This window comes from Paraburkholderia sp. GAS448 (genome assembly GCF_050435685.1).
In the GTDB taxonomy this organism is placed as follows: Bacteria; Pseudomonadota; Gammaproteobacteria; order Burkholderiales; family Burkholderiaceae; genus Paraburkholderia.
Map to the genome: position 1 here is coordinate 430,869 of NZ_JBNDKT010000002.1, position 20,371 is coordinate 451,239.

The window sequence follows — 20,371 nt, forward strand, 5'->3', positions numbered from 1 at the left end:
GCAAGCAATGGCTGGAATGAAGGAAATTCGCGGCAAGATCAAGAGCGTGCAAAACACGCGAAAGATCACGAAAGCGATGGAGATGGTGGCCGCATCGAAGATGCGCCGCGCTCAGGAGCGCATGCGCGCTGCTCGCCCGTATGCCGACAAGGTCCGCGACATCGCCGCGCACATGAGCCTGGCGAACTCCGAGTATCGCCACCCATTCATGGTGGCGAACGACGACGCGAAGAAGGCAGGCCTCATCCTTGTCACGACAGACAAGGGGCTGTGTGGCGGCATGAACACGAACGTGCTGCGCGCTTCGCTCCAGAGGCTGAAGGAGCTCGAAGCTGCCGGCAAGACGGTCGAAGCAACGGCAATCGGCTCGAGGGGCCTCGGTTTTCTGAACCGTCTGCGTGCGAATGTGGTGTCCGACGTCGTGCAGCTGGGCGATACGCCGCACCTCGAAAGGCTGATCGGCGCTGTGAAGGTGCAGCTCGACCTGTACTCGGAAGGCAAGATTTCCGCGGTGTACCTCGCGTACACGCGCTTCATCAACACGATGAAGCAGGAGCCGGTGATCGAGCAACTGCTGCCGCTGTCGGCAGCAGACTTCGAGCGCAAAGACGAAGCCGTCGGCGAAGCTACGCCGAAGACGTCGTGGGACTACATATACGAGCCGGACGCACAGGCAGTGGTGGATGAACTGCTCGTGCGTTATGTCGAAGCGCTGGTCTATCAGGCCGTCGCGGAAAACATGGCATCGGAGCAGTCGGCACGGATGGTCGCGATGAAGGCCGCTTCGGACAACGCGAAGACGGTCATCAACGAACTGCAGCTCGTCTACAACAAGAGCCGCCAGGCCGCGATCACGAAGGAACTGTCGGAAATCGTCGGTGGCGCCGCAGCAGTCTGACCGTGACGGTCTGAGCATGCGGGCATGCGCCTACTGGCGAGTCCACCGAAACTGCGCCCTTGCGCGAGTGAAGAATTGAGTATCTAAAGGAAATGCGATGAGTACTACTGCTTTGGTAGAAGGCAAGATCGTACAGTGCATCGGCGCGGTGATCGACGTGGAATTCCCGCGTGAAACCATGCCGAAGATCTACGACGCGCTCATTCTCGAAGGTTCGGAACTGACCCTCGAAGTCCAGCAGCAGCTGGGCGACGGCGTTGTCCGTACCATCTGTCTGGGTGCTTCGGACGGTCTGCGCCGTGGCACGGTGGTGAAGAACACCGGCAATCCGATCAGCGTGCCGGTCGGCAAGCCGACCCTCGGCCGGATCATGGACGTGCTGGGCCGTCCGATCGACGAAGCCGGTCCGATCAACTCGGACGTCGTGCGCGGCATTCACCAGAAGGCTCCGGCCTTCGACGAACTGTCGCCGTCGACCGAACTGCTCGAAACCGGCATCAAGGTCATCGACCTGATCTGCCCGTTCGCGAAGGGCGGCAAGGTCGGTCTGTTCGGCGGTGCAGGCGTCGGCAAGACCGTGAACATGATGGAACTCATCAATAACATCGCGAAGGAACACGGCGGTTACTCCGTGTTCGCCGGTGTTGGCGAGCGTACCCGTGAAGGGAACGACTTCTATCATGAAATGAAGGACTCGAACGTTCTCGACAAGGTCGCGCTGGTGTACGGCCAGATGAACGAGCCGCCGGGCAACCGTCTGCGCGTCGCGCTGACCGGTCTGACAATGGCTGAGCACTTCCGTGACGAAGGCCTCGACGTGCTGTTCTTCGTCGACAACATCTACCGTTTCACGCTGGCCGGTACCGAAGTGTCGGCACTGCTCGGCCGTATGCCGTCGGCAGTGGGCTATCAGCCGACGCTGGCTGAAGAAATGGGCAAGCTGCAAGAGCGTATTACGTCGACCAAGACTGGCTCGATCACGTCGGTGCAGGCTGTGTACGTCCCTGCGGATGACTTGACCGACCCGTCGCCGGCTACGACCTTCGGCCACCTTGACGCAACCGTTGTGTTGTCGCGTGACATCGCATCGCTCGGTATCTACCCGGCAGTCGACCCGCTCGATTCGACCTCGCGTCAGATCGACCCGAACGTGATCGGCGAAGAGCACTACTCGATCACGCGCAGCGTGCAGCAAACGCTGCAGCGTTACAAGGAACTGCGCGACATTATCGCGATTCTGGGTATGGACGAACTGTCGCCAGAAGACAAGCTGCTGGTCGCACGCGCTCGTAAGATCCAGCGTTTCCTGTCGCAGCCGTTCCACGTTGCTGAAGTGTTCACGGGCTCGCCGGGCAAGTACGTGCCGCTGAAGGAAACGATCCGCGGCTTCAAGATGATCGTCGAAGGTGAGTGCGATCATCTGCCGGAACAGGCCTTCTACATGGTCGGCACGATCGACGAAGCCTTCGAAAAGGCCAAGAAGATCCAGTAAAGGTCGGGTGTAACGAAGCGGGCGCCGGGCTCGCGCGCGATGGCTACTCAAATGGTAGCGCGTTGTGCAAACCCGGCGCCCTCGTAATACGCTCAACCAGGAGTCGATATGGCAACCATTAAAGTAGACGTCGTCAGCGCGGAAGAGGAGATCTTCTCGGGCCAGGCGAAATTCGTCGCGCTCCCGGGCGAAGCGGGTGAGCTTGGCATTCTGCCTGGCCACACGCCGCTCATCACGCGGATTCGTCCTGGTGCGGTGCGCATCGAAGCTGAAAACGGCGAAGAAGAGTTTGTGTTCGTCGCCGGTGGCATTCTCGAAATTCAGCCGGGTGCAGTGACGGTTCTGGCCGACACGGCAATCCGCGGCAAGGATCTCGACGAAGCCAAGGCCGAAGCGGCTCGCAAGCGTGCGGAAGAAGCGCTGCAGAACACGGGTTCGAACCTCGAGTACGCGACTGCGCAAGCGGAACTCGCCTACGCGACGGCTCAACTCGCTGCAATCCAGCGTCTGCGCAAGCTGCGCGGTCAGCGCTAAATCTGCCGCCGCGAAAGTTGAAGAGAAAGGCAGCCCTTGCGGGCTGCTTTTTTTTGATCTGAACTTGACGTTTACGGAAAGGTCAGCAAAATCACGTGTCAGGTGCAGCGCCTATGCTGCGGGTAAGACTTGATGCCCTCCGGTCACAGGCCGATGGCACAATCGGTTTCAAATTCATTTCAATAGAGCGACGTTCCGCTCACGGAGACGACACCATGGCAACGCAAGCTGGAGGCGAGGGCGCCCTCATCGAACCGAAGGACGGCCTCTCGTACGTACGTGGCTCGACGGAGATTCCGCTCAGCGAGGCAACCGTCGGGCAGTTTCTGCTGGATACCGCGCAGCGCTTTCCGGACAGACCCGCTGTGGTGTTTCGCGAGCAGGGCATTCGCTGGACATGGAAGGAGTTCGCCGACGAAGTCGACGTGTTCGCTGCGGGCCTGCTTGCGCTTGGCATTCAGACTGGCGACCGGGTCGGGATCTGGTCGCCGAACCGGGTGGAATGGCTTCTGACACAGTTTGCGACTGCGCGTATCGGCGCGGTGCTCGTCAACATCAATCCAGCCTACCGGCTTGCCGAACTTGAATACGCGCTGAACAAGGTGGGTTGCAAGGCGATCATTGCGGCAGAGCGCTTCAAGACGTCGATGTATCTGGAGATGCTGAAGGAGCTCGCTCCCGAGCTGGCAACGCATGCCCCCGGTGATCTGCATGCGGCGCGCCTGCCAGATCTGCGGATCGTCATCCGTATGTGCGACACCGAAACGCCGGGGATGCTGACGTTTTCCGACGTGATCGAGCAAGGTCGTGTGACACTCGACGTCGCGAAGCTCGATACGATTGGCGCCACACTTTCGCCGAACGACCCGATCAACATCCAGTTTACGAGCGGCACGACGGGCAATCCGAAAGGTGCGACGCTCACCCATCGCAATGTCGTGAACAATGCCCGCTACATCGCGATGGCGATGTGCCTGACCGAACAGGACGGGCTCTGCATTCCGGTGCCGCTGTACCACTGCTTCGGCATGGTGCTGGCGGTGCTCGCCTCCGTGTCTGTCGGCGCAAACATGGTGTTCCCGGGTGAGGCGTTTGACCCGGCCGCGACCCTCGCCGCCGTCGCCGAAGAAAAGTGCACGGCGCTGCACGGCGTGCCGACCATGTTCATCGCCGAACTCGACCATCCGGATTTCGCTTCCTTTGATCTCACGCGTTTGCGCACGGGCATCATGGCTGGCTCACCGTGCCCGATCGAGACGATGAAAAAGGTCGTATCGAAGATGCACCTCGCGGAGATCACGATCGCGTACGGCATGACGGAGACAAGCCCCGTGTCGTTCCAGAGTTCGACTACGGACCCGCTCGACAAGCGCACGACGACGGTCGGCCGCATCCAGCCCCATCTCGAGGTGAAGATCGTCGATGCACTGGGCGACGTCGTTCCCGTTGGAGAGACGGGGGAGTTGTGCACCAGAGGCTACTCGGTCATGCAGGGCTACTGGGGCGACGAGGCGAAGACGCGCGAGAGCATCATCGACGGCTGGATGCACACCGGCGACCTGGCGACGATCGACGCCGAGGGTTACTGCAATATCGTCGGTCGCCTGAAGGACATGTTGATTCGTGGTGGGGAAAATATCTATCCGCGCGAGATCGAGGAATTTCTGTTTCGCCATCCGAAGATCCAGAGTGTTCAGGTGTTTGGCGTGCCGGACGCGAAGTACGGTGAGGAAGTGTGCGCGTGGATCGTGCTACGTCAGGGCGAGCGGGCGACTGCCGAGGAAATACAGGAGTTTTGCCGTGGGCAGATTGCACACTACAAGGTGCCGAAGCACATCCGCTTTGTCGACGAACTCCCCATGACTGTGACCGGTAAGGTGCAGAAGTTCGTCATGCGTGAGCGCATGATCAATGAGCTGAAGGTAACTGAGCAGAAAACCGCGTGAGTATGACGAGGCTCTGTGCGCATCGCGCACAGAGCTCTCTCAACAGCTGGGGACGGCAAACGCTCGCAGAAAAAACCGGTGCCTTGTGGGAGCGGCAAACCCGGCTTGCAAACGTTTGGCGAGGCGAAAAAAAAGCGGGCCTGGAGCCCGCTAAAAACCACACGCTACGGGGTTAGCGCGAGGAGACCAATGAAGGAACCGACTGGGACGACGCCATGCTGGTAGCAGCGCCGGCCACGGCCCCAGCAGGGATGCCCCTTGTCAGGGCTTCGGCCATAGCCGACCGGCGTGGTGCATCGTATCCGCTCACACTACGCACCCAGCCACATCCGTGTTGAAACCGTTGAAGGGCATTGTGGGCGAATTACTCTAGTAGCGCGGTAACAAAGTGTTTCAGGTTGTAACGTCCGCCAGATAAGGCTCTGCGGGATTTCTTTCCGATCGGAAACCGGTTGCGCGCAATTCTTACCGAACCAAAACACCTCTCGCGCCGCCCCACAGTGGGCGGCTGACCTGATGCATACTGCGCTGTTTTCGGCGGTAAAGTTATAAGAAAAAACCGCACTCGAAACCGCCTGGAACCCAGTCGAATGGGGATTCACGCGGGCGCGGTTACGGCCCTAACTACGAGACGCTCACGATGAACGAACGTGCCACGTTGCAGCGCATCCTCGAACGCGATCGCGTGATTGCGGTGGTTGGATTGTCGAAACGGCCGCATCGCCCGAGCTATTCGGTATCGGCTTACATGCAGTCGCGCGGTTACAGGATTGTGCCGATCAATCCCGCCTACTCCAACGACACCGCCGGCGTGCTGGGCGAACGCTGCTTCGCGACGCTCACCGAAGCGGTGGAAGCGCTGGCCGAGGAAGGGTTGTCGATCGGTCTGGTGAATGTATTTCGCCGGCCAGAAGAAGTGCTGCCGGTCGCCGACGAGGCCGTCCGGATCAAGGCACGGTCGCTGTGGCTGCAACTCGGCGTGATCAACTACGTTGCCGCCGAACACGCCGAGGCGGCGGGCCTCGATGTCGCGATGGACCTGTGCGTGAAGATTGAGCACGCGCGTATTCTCGGTGCCACCCACCACCTGGATTCGTCGGCGCCGCGTATTCCGCGGCCCTGACGAACCCGCTCGCGCCTTATCCCTGCGGCACGGGCGCCTGCCTTACTTCAGCCATTTGTCCTGGATCGCCTGATACTCGCCGGTTGCGCGCGCCAGGTGCAGCCACTGGTCGACATACTGCTGGAAGGCCACGTCGCCGCGCGGCACCAGCCATGCCTTTTCGCCGTACTGGAACGGCTTGTCCGGATGAACCGAGCACAGGCCCGGATTCAGCTTCTGTTGCAGCAGGGTTTCCGATGCATCCGTGACCATCACGTCGGCCTTGCCCGCAAGAATCTGTTTGAACACCGTCACGTTGTCCGGATAGACCGTCAGGTTCGCGTGCGGGAAAAACTGCCTGGCGAATTTCTCGTTGGTGCCGCCCGGATTGACGATGACGCGCGTGGATGGCTGGTCGATCTGCGCGACGGTCTGGTACTTGCTGACGTCGTCACACCGTACGATCGGCGTTTTGCCGTCGATCATGTATGCCTCGGTGAAGAACGCACGCTTTTGCCGGTCGAGCGTGGTCGATACGCCGCCGATCCCGATGTCGCATTTAGCGACGAAGTCGTTCATCAGGTTCGACCACGACGTTTTGACGAACTCCGCCTTAACGCCTAGCGAGTGCGCGAGCGACTCGGCCATGTCGATATCGATGCCTTCGAACTGGCCGTCCGGCTTGTAGAGCGAGTACGGCTTGTAGTCGCCGGTCGTGCAGGCGCGCAGTGTGCCGCTCGCGATGACTTCGTCGAGGCGCGATGCGGGCGCGCTCGCGGGGCTGGCCGTCTGGGCGTGGGCAGCGCCGGCGCAGAGCAGGGCGCCGAGCAATGCAAGTGCGGCTTTCTTCATCAGGTCTCCTTGAACGCGGTTTATTGACTGGTATGGCCGCTGATCCTAGTCCGGTAATCCGGGCTTGATAAGTCAGGTAAGGCCGGATTCCCAACATGGCGAACTCGCGCCGCGTCGAACGGTTTCACCGCGGCACCGCAAAACCGCACAGCGTTTATTGCCAGCATCGAGCACGATGCCGGCAGCGGCGTCCGGTAAAATACCCCTTTGCCTTCAGTCGCCCGCAACGTGGTCAATACTCTCCTGAACGACACCTTCCTGCGCGCGCTCATGCGCCAGCCGACCGAGTACACGCCGATCTGGCTGATGCGCCAGGCGGGCCGCTACCTGCCGGAGTACAACGCCGCGCGTAGTCGCGCGGGCAGCTTTCTCGGCCTCGCGAAGAATCCCGATTACGCGACGGAAGTCACGTTGCAGCCGCTCGATCGCTATCCGCTCGACGCAGCGATCCTGTTTTCCGACATCCTGACCATTCCCGACGCGATGGGTCTCGGCCTCGATTTTCAGGTCGGCGAAGGTCCGAAATTCGCGCGCCCGGTCCGCACGGAAGACGACGTCGCGCGCCTCGCGGTGCCGGACATCGATGCTACGCTGCGCTACGTCACCGACGCCGTCAGCCAGATCCGCCGCTCGCTGATCGATGCCCAGGGCCGCCAGCGCGTGCCGCTCATCGGCTTCTCGGGCAGCCCGTGGACGCTCGCGTGCTATATGGTCGAAGGCGGCGGCTCGGACGACTTCCGCACGGTGAAATCGATGCTGTACGCGCGTCCGGATCTGATGCATCGCATCCTTGACGTGAACGCGAAGGCCGTTGCCGCCTATCTGAACGCCCAGATCGAAGCCGGCGCGCAGGCTGTGATGATTTTCGATACATGGGGCGGCGCGCTTGCCGACGGAATCTATCAGCGTTTCTCGCTGCACTACATCCAGCAGGTTGTCGCGCAGCTCAAGCGCGAACACGATGGCGTAAAGGTGCCCGTGATCACCTTCACGAAGGGCGGGGGCCTGTGGCTCGAAGAAATCGCCGCGACTGGGGTCGATGCCGTTGGGCTCGACTGGACGGTGAATCTCGCGAAGGCGCGCGAGCGTGTGGCCGGCAAGGTTGCGCTGCAAGGCAATATCGACCCGTCGGTACTGTTCGCGCCGCCGTCGACGATTCGCATCGAGGCGCGCGCCGTGCTCGACAGCTACGGCAACCACCCAGGCCATGTGTTCAACCTGGGCCACGGAATCTCGCAGTTTACGCCGCCGGAGCATGTCGCCGAACTGGTCGATGAAGTGCATCGCCACAGCCGCGCGATTCGTGCCGGCCACCTCTCCGCACCCGCTTCCCCGACGTGACAAATTTGTTGCACTGCGGTGAACTGGGCTCTCGGCCTAAGGATGAAAAGCGGGTAAAGGGGCCGTCGTGCGGCCTTCCTGCAGTTGTCAAGACTTGACTTATGCACATTCGTCTCGTTGCGGCGCAGTAGAGGGTGGCAACACTGTTTTGTGCCCGCAAGTTGCATGCGCATTCGTTCTGCGCCTTGACTGGCAAGGCTTCTGGCGACTCTCCGGGAAATGTGCGGAAACCCACAGAACGACGGCGCGGCGCGGTTTTCCGGCCATCCACGCAGAGTTCTCAACAAAGTTATCCACAGGCGTTCGAGCCCATTGCAATTGTTCAGCGGAATCAAAAACCTGGCGTGGAAAGCGAAGTTTTACTTTAACTTCGACGCTGGCCGTCCTGCCCCGTGGGGGTCACCGGTCTTTTGCCATTCCGGAGCGGTAGCAACTTGAACAGTGTCTTTGTCCGCGTCGCGCTGGATCACCCACTGCCGACCCTCTTCGACTACCGGTGTGACGTCGTCCCGCCGCCAGTGCCTGGCATGCTTGTCAGTGTGCCGTTCGGCAAGCGGGACATGGTTGGGCTCGTTTGCGACGTGACCGCCCAGAGCGACGTGCCGGCCGAGCGCGTCCGGGCGGTCAATGCTGTCTGCTCCGCCTGTCCGCCACTGTCGGCGGAGTGGCTCGCACTCGCGGCATTCGCCGCGGATTATTACCAGCGCAGCCTCGGTGAGGTGGCGTTGCCCGGCTTGCCGCAGGCGTTGCGCGATGCCGCGCGCTGGAGCCGCCTGCTCGCGCCGGAGGAGCGCTACCGGTTGTTGCCCGCTGGACGGGAGGCGTTACCCGGCGCGATACCGGCAAGAGCGCACGCGCTGCGCCGTCTTGCAGATGCCGTCATCGAAGCCGGCTCGCTCCTGGCCGCCGACGCCCGTGCCCTTCACCCCAAGGCGATTGCGACGCTCGATTCGTGGCAGGAGCAAGGCTGGGTCGCGCTCGACGTCATCGAAGCGGCCGATGTGCGCGAAGCTGGGGCCAAAGAATCATCGGCCGTAACGCTGCCCACGCTTACCGAAGAGCAGACCGCTGCCGTCGAGGCGATCGGCGCCGCTGACGGCTTCGCTCCCTTTCTGCTGCATGGCGTAACGGGCAGCGGCAAGACCGAGGTGTATCTGCGCGCGCTGGCCGAACTGCTCGCGGCGCAACCGGACGCCCAGGCGCTCGTCCTCGTTCCGGAAATCAACCTCACACCGCAATTCGAGGCCGCGTTCCGCGCCCGCTTTGCGGCGCTCGACGGTGTCGCGATCGTCACGCTGCACAGCGGCCTTGCCGAAGGCGAGCGCGCGCGGCACTGGTTCGCCGCGCACGCGGGCCGCGCGCGCATCGTGCTGGGCACCCGGCTCGCGGTGCTGGCGTCGCTGCCGAAGCTGGCGATGATCGTCGTCGATGAAGAACACGATCCGGCCTACAAGCAGCAGGAAGGGTTGCGCTATTCAGCGCGCGATCTCGCGATCTGGCGCGCCAAGCAGCTTGGCATTCCGGTCGTGCTCGGCTCGGCGACGCCGTCGCTGGAAAGCTGGTGGCAGGCCGATCAGGGCCGCTACACGCGGCTCACGCTGTCGCGCCGCGCCGTGGCCGAAGCCGTGCTGCCTGCGATCAAGCTCATCGATCTGGAAGAGGAGCACCGGCGCGGGCGCGCGTCGGTGGATGGCTTGTCCGGGCCACTTATTGCGGCGCTGAAAACGCGTCTCGAGCGCGGCGAACAAAGCCTCGTGTTTCTCAACCGGCGCGGCTACGCGCCCGTGCTGTCGTGCGACGCCTGCGGCTGGGTGGCCGGCTGTCCGCGTTGCAGCGCGTACGTCGTGCTGCACAAGCCGGAGCGCGCGATGCGCTGCCATCACTGCGGATGGGAGTCGCGCATTCCGCGCTCGTGTCCGGATTGCGGCAACGTCGATATCGCGCCGCTCGGACGCGGCACCCAGCGCGTCGAAGAAACGCTCGCCGCGGCGGTTCCGGGTGCACGCGTGCTGCGCATCGATGCCGACAGCACCCGGCGCAAGGGCAGTGCGCAGGCGCTTTTTTCGGACGTGCACGCGGGCGAAGTCGACATCCTTGTCGGCACGCAGATGATTGCGAAAGGGCATGATTTCCAGCGCGTGTCGCTGGTCGGTGTGCTCAATGCCGACACGGCGCTGTTCTCGCACGACTTCCGGGCGAGCGAGCGGCTCTTCGCGCAGCTGATGCAGGTGAGCGGTCGCGCTGGCCGCGCCGGGCTGCCGGGAGACGTGCTGGTGCAGACGCGCTATCCGCGTCACGCGCTGTATCACGCGTTGGCCCGGCACGATTACGTCGGCTTCGCGAAGTCACAACTCGCAGAACGCCGCGATGCCCATCTGCCGCCCTTCGTCTATCAGGCGCTGTTGCGCGCCGAAGGCCGCACGCTCGAGGCTGCGCTGGCGTTCCTCCAGCAGGCGGCGGCCGTTCTGTCAGAGATTCCGGCGGCCGAACGTGTGACGGTGTATGACGCCGTGCCGCTGACGATCGTCAAGGTGATGCACGTGCACCGCGCGCAGCTGTTGATCGAAAGCGCTTCGCGAGCCGCGCTGCAGGCGACCTTGCACGCCTGGCAACCCATGTTGCGCACGCTCAAAGGGGTGCTGCGCTGGAACCTCGAAGTCGATCCGCTCGATATCTGATGCGATCGGGCTCGTAAATCCTTTTAAGTCATAAAGATAGAGCGAAAGGTCGTTTCGTTTTCCTCATCCGCTCGACTATATTTCGCCGGATCGGCGCGGCTTTTCACAACAATCTCAATCCGACCAACATCTTCGCGCCGACGCACCTCAACTTCCGGGGCCTTGCGATGAGCGATACCAACCACAGCTTGCCGTCAGGCGGGCATCCAGCCAACACAGACAAAGATCGCGGCGCCCACGTCACGCACCGTGGCGGCGGTCTCTTTTCAACTGAAGACTGGTGGGCAGTCTGGGTCGGCCTGCTGGTCATTGTGATCGCCTGGGCGCTGTTCGCCTCGGGCAGCAGTATCAAATGGCTCGCAGTGGCGCCCGCCAAATGGTCGAGCATCGGCGCGGCGGGCGCGGATTTCGTCAAACACCTGCCGAACTACGTCGCGCTTTTCCTCGTGTTCGCCGTGCTGTTCGGCGTGAGCCTCGTGGCGCTCCGACAGAAGGTCGCGCATTTCCTGCCGTCGTTCCTGATCCTCTTCATCGCGTCGGTGTTGATCTTCCATCTTGGGGCGTGGGTGAACGCGGCGAAGTACAACCTGGAGCCGCCGCTGGTTGCGCTGGCGCTCGGACTCGTCATCTCGAACGTGTTCCGCTTGCCGGAATGGTTTTCAGCGGGCTTGCGCGTCGAGTTCTACATCAAGGTCGGTATCGTGCTGCTCGGTGCAACCTTGCCCTTCACGCTGCTGGTGTGGGCCGGACCTGTCGCGGTCGGGCAGGCGACCATCGTGTCGTTGGTCACGTTCTTCGTCATCTTCTTTTCCGCCACGGCATTCGGTCTCGACAAGCGCTTCGCCGCCGTGCTCGGTGTAGGCGGCGCCGTCTGCGGCGTATCGGCGGCGATTGCGATTGCCGGTGCGGTGCGTGCGAAGCGCGAGCAGGCATCGGTGGCGATCACCCTCGTGATTCTGTGGGCGATCGTGATGATCTTCGTCTTGCCGTTCGCGTCGCGCTCGCTCGGATTGTCGACGGGCGTGGCCGGCGCATGGATCGGCACGTCAGAGTTTGCCGATGCGGCGGGTATCGCCGCGGCGCAGGCTTACGGCGACTTTGCGAAGAGCGCGGCGGGCGCGATTGCCGGCGCGCCTGAGGCGTCGCTCCAGGCGTTCACGCTGATGAAGGTGGTGGGCCGCGATATCTGGATCGGCATCTGGGCGTTCCTGCTGGCCATCGTCGCGACGACGCGCTGGGAAACCGAAGACAGCGGCGTCAAGGCGAAAGCGAACGCGGGCGAAATCTGGGCACGCTTCCCGAAGTTCGTGATTGGTTTTGTGATCGCGTCGGCGCTCGTGACATGGATCGCGAGCCACTATTCGCTCGCAGACTACCGCAAGGTCGTCACGCCGGAATTCGTCGCACCGATTACCGCGCTGCGTACGTGGGCGTTCATCTTCTGCTTCTTCAGCATTGGGCTCACGACACGCGTGCGCTCGCTGACGGCCACTGGCATCAAGCCGTTCCTCGCGTTCACGGCGGGCGTGGTGGTCAATATTGCCATCGGCTACGTGCTGTCCGCGCACGTGTTCGCGTCGTACTGGAATAGCCTGGGGCAGGGATCGTGAGCACGGTCTCGCGCGGCATCGAAGACACCGCGGCGTTCCTTGCCGCGTGCCGTCCCTGCTGCGCGGGGTGCCGGCACCGCGCAGACGATCGACATTCGCTGGAGCAGAGCATTCCTGGCCTCGCGGTACTCGGTTCAGGGTTTGGCGCCAGTGTCGCGGCGAGCAGGCTGTGTCGTCTGCACGACCGGCTTGTTTCGCCCGACGACAGCTGCAGCCAGTTCACCCCAACTGACTGATCTCGCGCTGGCTCGCGCGTTCGCGCAGCCAGCTCACACTCGCCGCCTGGTGCGCGGCAACACAGGGGCACATCCCGCCCCGACGCAGACACCGCTCAGGACATATCCTTCGCCGGACTCTCCGTCCCCGTGTTGATGCGCGCGGGTTCCATCTCCTTCGCCGCCGAACAGGACGCGCCGCGGATAAAAAAGACGGCGCACAGCGCGCACATCATCCAGATTCCGCTCACCACCAGCCACTTTTCCATTTCGCCCGCCTTTTCGTCGCGCACCTGGTCCCGGGTGCATGACTGTATATCGGCGCGAGCGGCGATTCGATAAGGGTATGGGCGAAAAGATTATTCCCAGGGAAAATACCGATCGCAACCGGGCGCGGCCCGCGCCGCGCCGAGCGGCGCAAACCCCCGCCGCGTAAGGCCCGACGAAGGGTGCAACCTGTCTCCGAATGCGGTTGCACCTTTTTATTGGGAGGCGTACGATTCGGCCAACTTTCTAGTCTTTTCGCCGATGTCAATCGGCATTCGAAGGAAACATGGCGAGCACTACTCTTGGCGTCAAAGTCGACGACCTCCTCCGTTCCCGGCTGAAAGAAGCCGCCACGCGCCTCGAGCGCACGCCGCACTGGCTGATCAAGCAGGCCATCTTCGCGTACCTCGAAAAGATCGAACATGGCCAACTGCCCGCTGAACTCTCGGGTCTGAGCGGCTCGGCCGATCTGGCCGACGGCGCGGCCGTCGAGTCGGACGAAGAAGGTGCGTCGCATCCGTTCCTCGAATTCGCCCAGAACGTGCAGCCGCAATCGGTGCTGCGTGCGGCGATCACGGCGGCGTATCGCCGGCCGGAGCCGGAATGTTTGCCGTTCCTGCTCGGTCAGGCGCGTCTGCCGGCGAATCTCGCGGGCGACGTGCAGGCGATGGCCGCGAAGCTCGTCGAGACGCTGCGCGCCAAGAGCAAGGGTGGCGGCGTCGAAGGGCTGATCCACGAATTCTCGCTGTCGAGCCAGGAGGGCGTCGCGCTGATGTGTCTCGCCGAAGCGCTGCTGCGCATTCCGGATCGTGCGACCCGCGATGCGCTGATCCGCGACAAGATCAGCAAGGGCGACTGGAAATCCCATGTGGGCCAGGCGCCGTCGCTGTTCGTCAACGCTGCGACGTGGGGCTTGATGATCACCGGCAAGCTGGTGACGACCAATAGCGAAACGGGGCTTTCGTCGGCGCTCACGCGTCTGATCGGCAAGGGCGGCGAGCCGTTGATCAGAAAGGGTGTCGACATGGCGATGCGCCTCATGGGCGAGCAGTTCGTCACCGGCGAGAACATCTCCGAAGCACTCGCAAACAGCCGCAAGTACGAAGCACGCGGCTTCCGCTATTCGTACGACATGCTCGGCGAGGCCGCGACAACCGAAGCCGACGCACAGCGCTACTACGCGTCGTACGAGCAGGCGATCCACGCGATCGGCAAGGCCGCGGGCGGCCGCGGTATCTACGAAGGCCCGGGCATCTCGATCAAGCTGTCGGCGCTGCATGCACGATATTCGCGCTCGCAGCAGGAACGCACGATGAACGAGCTGCTGCCGCGTGTGCGCTCGCTCGCGATCCTCGCGCGTCGCTACGACATCGGCCTGAACATCGACGCCGAAGAAGCCGACCGCCTCGAAATTTCGCTCGATCTACTGGAAGCGCTGTGCTTCGATCCGGAGCTGGCCGGCTGGAACGGTATCGGTTTTGTCGTGCAGGGCTACCAGAAGCGCTGCCCGTTCGTGATCGATTACCTGATCGATCTAGCGCGCCGCAGCCGCCATCGCATCATGGTCCGGCTGGTGAAGGGCGCGTACTGGGATACGGAAATCAAGCGTGCCCAGGTGGATGGCCTCGAAGGCTATCCGGTGTACACCCGCAAGATCTACACGGACGTGTCGTACCTCGCCTGCGCGAAGAAGCTGCTCGGCGCGCCCGACGCGGTCTATCCGCAGTTCGCTACACACAACGCGCATACGCTGTCGGCGATCTATCACCTCGCGGGCCAGAACTACTATCCTGGCCAGTACGAGTTCCAGTGCCTGCACGGCATGGGCGAGCCGCTGTATGAAGAAGTCACCGGCCGCGACAAGCTGAACCGTCCGTGCCGCGTGTACGCGCCGGTCGGCACGCACGAAACGCTGCTCGCGTACCTCGTGCGCCGTTTGCTGGAGAACGGTGCGAACACGTCGTTCGTGAACCGCATCGCCGACGAAACCGTGCCCATCAACGACCTGATCGCCGATCCGGTCGAGGAAGCGTCGAAGATCGTGCCGCCTGGCGCACCGCACGCGAAGATCCCGCTGCCGCGCAACCTGTTTGGCGCGGAGCGTGCCAATTCGATGGGCCTCGACCTGTCGAACGAACATCGGCTGGCGTCGCTGTCGTCGGCATTGCTGGCGAGTGCGCATCATCCGTGGCGCGCGGCGCCGATGCTCGAAAGCGATGAAATCACCGGTGGCGCTGCGCGCGACGTGCGCAATCCGGCCGATCATCGTGACCTCGTCGGCACGGTTGTCGAAGCCACGCCCGAGCACGTGAGCGCCGCGCTGTCGCACGCTGTCGCCGCCGCGCCGATCTGGCAGGCGACGCCGGTCGAAGCGCGCGCCGATTGTCTCGCGCGCGCCGCCGATCTCCTCGAGGCGCAGATGCATACGCTGATGGGCCTGGTCGTGCGTGAGGCAGGCAAGTCGCTGCCGAACGCCGTGGCGGAGATCCGCGAAGCGATCGACTTCCTGCGCTACTACTCGACGCAGATTCGCACCGAGTTCTCGAACGATACGCATCGCCCGCTCGGTCCGGTCGTGTGTATCAGCCCGTGGAACTTCCCGCTGGCGATTTTCATGGGGCAGGTGGCCGCGGCGCTCGCCGCCGGCAATACCGTGCTCGCCAAGCCTGCCGAGCAGACGCCGCTGATCGCCGCGCAAGCCGTTCGCATCCTGCGCGAGGCGGGCGTGCCGGCGGGGGCCGTGCAACTGCTGCCGGGTGACGGCGAAACGGTCGGCGCCGCGCTGGTGGCCGATGCGCGCACGCGCGCCGTGATGTTCACCGGCTCGACGGAAGTCGCGCGCCTGATCAACAAGACGCTGTCCTCCAGATTGGACGCCGACGGAAAGCCGATTCCGCTGATCGCGGAAACCGGCGGCCAGAACGCGATGATCGTCGATTCGTCGGCGCTCGCCGAGCAGGTGGTCGCGGACGTGCTGCAGTCGTCTTTCGACTCGGCCGGTCAACGGTGTTCCGCGCTGCGCGTTCTCTGTCTACAGGACGACATCGCCGATCGCACGCTCGAAATGCTGACGGGTGCGATGGGCGAACTGGCGGTGGGCAATCCGGATCGTCTGTCGATCGACGTCGGTCCGGTGATCGACGCGGACGCGAAGCGTGGCATCGACGTGCACATCGCGGCGATGCGCGAGAAGGGTCGCAAGGTCGTTCAGCTGCCGATGCCGGAAGGCTGCGCGCCGGGCACATTCGTGCCGCCGACGCTGATCGAACTCGACAGCATCGACGAACTGAAACGCGAGGTGTTCGGCCCGGTGCTGCACGTGGTGCGTTATCGCCGCAGTGCGCTCGACAGGCTGCTCGACCAGATCCGCACGACGGGCTACGGCCTGACGCTCGGCGTCCACACGCGGATCGACGAAACGATCGCGCATGTGATCAGCCGCGCGCATGTGGGCAACATTTATGTGAACCGCAACGTGATCGGTGCGGTGGTGGGCGTACAACCGTTCGGCGGCGAAGGCCTGTCGGGTACGGGCCCGAAGGCGGGCGGCGCGCTGTACCTGCAGCGCCTGCTGGCGAAGCGTCCGGCCGGTTTGCCGAAGTCGCTCGCGGCGGCGCTGATGGTCGATGCGCCGTCTTCGTCCCAGAACGGGCCGTCCCAAAACGGGCCGTCCCAAAATGCGAACGGAATCGGCGACAATCCGACTTCCGCGCTGACGGCACTGCGCGACTGGCTGATCGGCGAAGGACAGCCGGCGCTGGCGGCGCGGTGCGACGGTTATCTGTCGCACGTGCTGGCGGGGGCGACGGCGGTGTTGCCGGGACCGACCGGTGAGCGCAACACGTACACGCTGGGCGCACGCGGCACGGTGCTGTGCGTGGCGTCGACCGCTGGCGGCGCGCGTGCGCAGTTCGCGGCCGTGCTGGCGACGGGCAACCAGGCGCTCTTCGAAGGCGCGGCAGGCGAGCAGCTGGTCGCCGCGTTGCCCGCAGGGTTGAAGCAGTACGCAAGCGTGCGCAAGAGCGCCGATGCTGCCTTCGATGCAGTGCTCTTCGAAGGCGACAGCGACGAACTGCTTGCGCTCGTCAAGGAAGTCGCGAAACGTCCGGGGCCGATCGTCTCGGTGCAGGGCGTGGCGGCACGCGCGCTGGAAAGCGGCGATGAAGACTACGCACTTGAACGTCTGTTGACGGAACGTTCAGTCAGCGTAAATACGGCAGCAGCAGGCGGCAATGCGAATTTGATGACGATCGGCTGAGCGAACCTCGACGGTCAATTCAATAAAACGGAAGCGGCACGGCGACCCCGAAGCCGCTCCACTTACACCTGGTACCATGGAGAAGCTATGCAACACACGATGAAAGGGCTGGCAGGCGCGACGCTCGTCGCAGTCATGTCGCTGGCGGGGACCGCACAGGCGCAACAGGCTGAAGACGTGAAGATCGGCTTTGCCGGTCCGATGACGGGCGCTCAGGCGCACTACGGCAAGGACTTCCAGAACGGCATCACGCTGGCCGTGGAAGACATGAACGCAACCAAGCCGGTGATCGGCGGCAAGCCGGTTCGCTTCGTGCTGGACGCAGCCGACGACCAGGCTGACCCGCGCACGGGTACGACGGTCGCACAGAAGCTCGTCGACGACGGCATCAAGGGCATGCTGGGCCACTTCAACTCCGGTACGACGATTCCGGCATCGCGCATCTACGCGAACGCAGGCATCCCGCAAATCGCGATGGCGACCGCGCCCGAGTACACGCAACAGGGCTTCAAGACGACGTTCCGCATGATGACCTCCGACACGCAGCAAGGCTCGGTGGCTGGCACGTTCGCGGTGAAGAACCTGGGTGTGAAGAAGATCGCGATCGTCGACGACCGCACGGCTTACGGCCAGGGTCTGGCTGACCAGTTTGAAAAGGCGGCCAAGGCAGCGGGCGCCACGATCGTCGCGCGCGAATACACGAACGACAAGGCAGTCGACTTCAAGGCGATTCTGACGAAGCTGAAGTCGGCCAATCCGGATCTGGTGTACTACGGTGGCGCGGATTCGCAGGCGGGCCCGATGGTCAAGCAGATGAAGACGCTTGGCATGAAGTCGCCGCTGATGGCTGGCGAAATGGTCAAGACGGACACGTTCGTGAAGATCGCGGGCGACTCGGCAAACGGCACGGTGGCTTCGCTGGCTGGCCTGCCGCTGGACGAAATGCCGGGCGGCAAGGACTACGTCGCGAAGTACAAGAAGCGCTTCAACGAGGACGTGCAGACGTACTCGCCGTACGCTTACGACGGCGCGATGGCCATGTTCAACGCGATGAAGAAGGCGAACTCGACGGATCCGGCAAAGTACCTGCCGCTGCTCGCGCAGACGTCGATGCCGGCAGTGACGTCGAAGGACCTCGCGTATGACCCGAAGGGCGACCTGAAGAACGGCGGCATCACGCTGTACAAGGTTGTCGACGGCAAGTGGACGACGCTGCAAAGCGTCGGCGGCAAGTAAGCAGTTCGATGCTTGCGCGTTCCGCGCTGCTGGAAGTGAAAAAGCCCCGCAAAAAAGCGGGGCTTTTTTTATCACCGTGCGGCACTGCCGTGCCGGGGGCGCCGCAAATTACGTTTCCCCGCGCATTTTCCGACCCTGGTCGCGGATCTGTTCGAGCGTCGCGCCGGGCGTACTTGCTTCCTGCGGCATGCGGATCTCGATCAGCGCGGCGCGCCTGGCCGCCCGTGCCCGTTCAAAGGCAGGCAGGAAATCCTCAGTCCGCTCAACGAGTTCGCCATGCGCGCCGAACGAGCGCGCGAACGCCACGAAATCCGGATTCGTCAGACCCGTGCCGTGCACGCGCCCCGGATAGTGCCGCTCCTGATGCATGCGGATCGTGCCGTAGTGGCTGTTGTTCACGACGATGAAGATCACGTGCAGATCGTATTGCATCGCCGTGGCGAGTTCCTGGCCTGCCATCATGAAGCAGCCATCGCCTGCGAGCGCGACGACCGCGCGTTCCGGATACATCGATTTCGCCGCGATCGCGGCCGGCACGCCGTAGCCCATGGCGCCGCTCGTCGGCGCAAGTTGCGAGCGGAAATGCCGATACGAAAAATGCCGATGCAGCCAGGTTGCGTAGTTGCCCGCGCCGTTCGTGAGGATCGCGTCGTCTGGAAGATGGGCACGCAACTGCTGGATGACTTCGCCCATCTGCACGTCGCCTGGGATCGTGCGGGGCTTGCGCCAGTCGAGATACGCGCGGTGTGCTTCTTCCGCCGAACCGGCCCAGGCGGGCGTCGCCGATGGTTTCAGGTCAGCCAGCATTTCGGCAAGTTCAGGCATGCCTGAGACGATCGGCAGATCGGCTGCATACACGCGCCCCAGTTCTTCCGCGCTCTGGTGCACGTGCACGAGTGTCTGTTTTGTCTTCGGGATATCGAGCAGCGTGTAGCCGTTCGTGGTGGCCTCGCCCAGGCGCGGGCCGATTGCGAGCAACAGGTCCGCATCGCGGATGCGCTGCGCGAGCGCCGGATTGATACCCAGGCCGACGTCGCCCGCATAGTTCGGATGTTCGTTGTCGAGCGTGTCCTGATAGCGGAACGCAAGCCCGACCGGCAACTGCCAGTTCTCGACGAAGCGCCGGAAATCCGTGCACGCCGTCGTGGTCCAGCCGCTGCCGCCCGCGATCACCATCGGCCGCTTCGCGGCTTCGAGCAACTGCCGCAACTGCCCGATCTGCGCCTTCGACGGCGACGCGGCAACGCGGTGATACTTCGGCGCGCCGGGGACGACGGGACAGACATCGCTCAATACGTCTTCGGGAAGCGAAAGGACGACGGGCCCAGGCCGACCCGACGTCGCGGTATGAAACGCATGGCTCAGATATTCGGGAATGCGGCGCGGGTCGTCGATCTGGGCAACCCACTTCGCCATCTGACCGAACATGCGTCGGTAGTCGATTTCCTGGAACGCCTCGCGATCGAGGTGCTCGCGCGCGCACTGGCCGATCAGCAGGATCATCGGCGTCGAATCCTGAAACGCCGTGTGCACGCCGATCGAAGCATGCGTGGCGCCTGGTCCGCGCGTGACGAGCGCGACCCCCGGCCGGCCCGTCAGCTTGCCGACGGCTTCGGCCATATTGGCTGCTGCCGCTTCATGCCGGCAGACGATTGTCTGGATGCGTTCAGTTTCGTCGTGCAGTGAATCGAGTACAGCAAGAAAGCTTTCGCCGGGCACACAGAAGACGCGTTCGACGCCATGCGTGAGCAACGCATCGACGACGAGGCGTGCGCCGGTGGTGATGGAGCGGGTGGAGTCGGTGGAATCTGAAACGTTCGGCAGCGGCATTGCGAAGAAGCCTCCAGTCTGGTCTCTGGTCGGAAGAAAAGGGCTCCGACAGCTTACGCCGACTGGCCGCCCGATGTCACGGACCGAGGCTTGCGCCGCGCATCAACGGGAG

At 63.3% G+C, this 20,371-nt stretch carries 13 protein-coding genes; 10 read left to right on the forward strand and 3 right to left on the reverse strand.

Annotation, left to right across the window (positions count from 1 at the left end):
• The first annotated feature begins 7 nt into the window (after positions 1 to 7).
• From atpG to P3T23_RS05585, 5 genes are all read left to right on the forward strand, one after another.
• A complete protein-coding gene (atpG, locus tag P3T23_RS05565) occupies positions 8 to 898 on the forward strand; it encodes a F0F1 ATP synthase subunit gamma (protein WP_429315175.1) in 891 nt (296 codons plus the stop codon).
• A gap of 97 nt (positions 899 to 995) precedes the next feature.
• Entirely contained in the window at positions 996 to 2,390 is a 1,395-nt protein-coding gene (gene atpD / locus P3T23_RS05570) for a F0F1 ATP synthase subunit beta (RefSeq protein ID WP_429315176.1), read from the forward strand.
• A gap of 108 nt (positions 2,391 to 2,498) precedes the next feature.
• Positions 2,499 to 2,924: a F0F1 ATP synthase subunit epsilon gene (locus P3T23_RS05575; protein WP_429315177.1), complete on the forward strand. Its 426-nt coding sequence runs from the start codon at positions 2,499 to 2,501 to the stop codon at positions 2,922 to 2,924.
• A gap of 215 nt (positions 2,925 to 3,139) precedes the next feature.
• Entirely contained in the window at positions 3,140 to 4,870 is a 1,731-nt protein-coding gene (locus tag P3T23_RS05580) for an AMP-binding protein (protein WP_429315178.1), read from the forward strand.
• Positions 4,871 to 5,510: 640 nt separating this feature from the next.
• Entirely contained in the window at positions 5,511 to 5,993 is a 483-nt protein-coding gene (locus P3T23_RS05585; RefSeq protein ID WP_429315179.1) for a CoA-binding protein, read from the forward strand.
• A 42-nt stretch (positions 5,994 to 6,035) separates the two neighbouring features.
• Here P3T23_RS05585 and P3T23_RS05590 read toward each other — a convergent pair whose 3' ends face one another.
• Positions 6,036 to 6,824, reverse strand: coding sequence for a transporter substrate-binding domain-containing protein (locus P3T23_RS05590; protein ID WP_429315180.1), 789 nt, complete (start codon positions 6,822 to 6,824; stop codon positions 6,036 to 6,038).
• A 228-nt stretch (positions 6,825 to 7,052) separates the two neighbouring features.
• Here P3T23_RS05590 and hemE point away from each other — a divergent pair, with 228 nt between their 5' ends.
• The 3 genes from hemE (at position 7,053) to P3T23_RS05605 (ending at position 12,453) form a co-directional block, all read left to right on the forward strand.
• Positions 7,053 to 8,165, forward strand: a complete 1,113-nt coding sequence (hemE, locus tag P3T23_RS05595; RefSeq protein ID WP_429315181.1) for a uroporphyrinogen decarboxylase — start codon at positions 7,053 to 7,055, stop codon at positions 8,163 to 8,165.
• Positions 8,166 to 8,599: 434 nt separating this feature from the next.
• Positions 8,600 to 10,843 carry a primosomal protein N' gene (locus tag P3T23_RS05600; RefSeq protein ID WP_429315182.1) on the forward strand — a complete coding sequence of 748 codons (2,244 nt, stop codon included), beginning with the start codon at positions 8,600 to 8,602 and terminating at the stop codon, positions 10,841 to 10,843.
• A 167-nt stretch (positions 10,844 to 11,010) separates the two neighbouring features.
• A complete protein-coding gene (locus P3T23_RS05605; RefSeq protein WP_429315183.1) occupies positions 11,011 to 12,453 on the forward strand; it encodes a YeiH family protein in 1,443 nt (480 codons plus the stop codon).
• Positions 12,454 to 12,784: 331 nt separating this feature from the next.
• Here P3T23_RS05605 and P3T23_RS05610 read toward each other — a convergent pair whose 3' ends face one another.
• The gene (locus P3T23_RS05610) at positions 12,785 to 12,937 is read right to left on the reverse strand and encodes a hypothetical protein (RefSeq protein WP_429315184.1); all 153 of its coding nucleotides are present in this window, start codon (positions 12,935 to 12,937) and stop codon (positions 12,785 to 12,787) included.
• A 284-nt stretch (positions 12,938 to 13,221) separates the two neighbouring features.
• Here P3T23_RS05610 and putA point away from each other — a divergent pair, with 284 nt between their 5' ends.
• Positions 13,222 to 17,193, forward strand: a complete 3,972-nt coding sequence (putA, locus tag P3T23_RS05615; protein WP_429315185.1) for a trifunctional transcriptional regulator/proline dehydrogenase/L-glutamate gamma-semialdehyde dehydrogenase — start codon at positions 13,222 to 13,224, stop codon at positions 17,191 to 17,193.
• Between the two features lie 87 nt (positions 17,194 to 17,280).
• Positions 17,281 to 18,429 carry a branched-chain amino acid ABC transporter substrate-binding protein gene (locus P3T23_RS05620; RefSeq protein WP_429315186.1) on the forward strand — a complete coding sequence of 383 codons (1,149 nt, stop codon included), beginning with the start codon at positions 17,281 to 17,283 and terminating at the stop codon, positions 18,427 to 18,429.
• Between the two features lie 108 nt (positions 18,430 to 18,537).
• Here P3T23_RS05620 and P3T23_RS05625 read toward each other — a convergent pair whose 3' ends face one another.
• On the reverse strand, positions 18,538 to 20,259 hold the full coding sequence (locus tag P3T23_RS05625) for a thiamine pyrophosphate-binding protein (protein ID WP_429315187.1): 1,722 nt from the start codon (positions 20,257 to 20,259) through the stop codon (positions 18,538 to 18,540).
• Between the last annotated feature and the right edge of the window lie 112 nt (positions 20,260 to 20,371).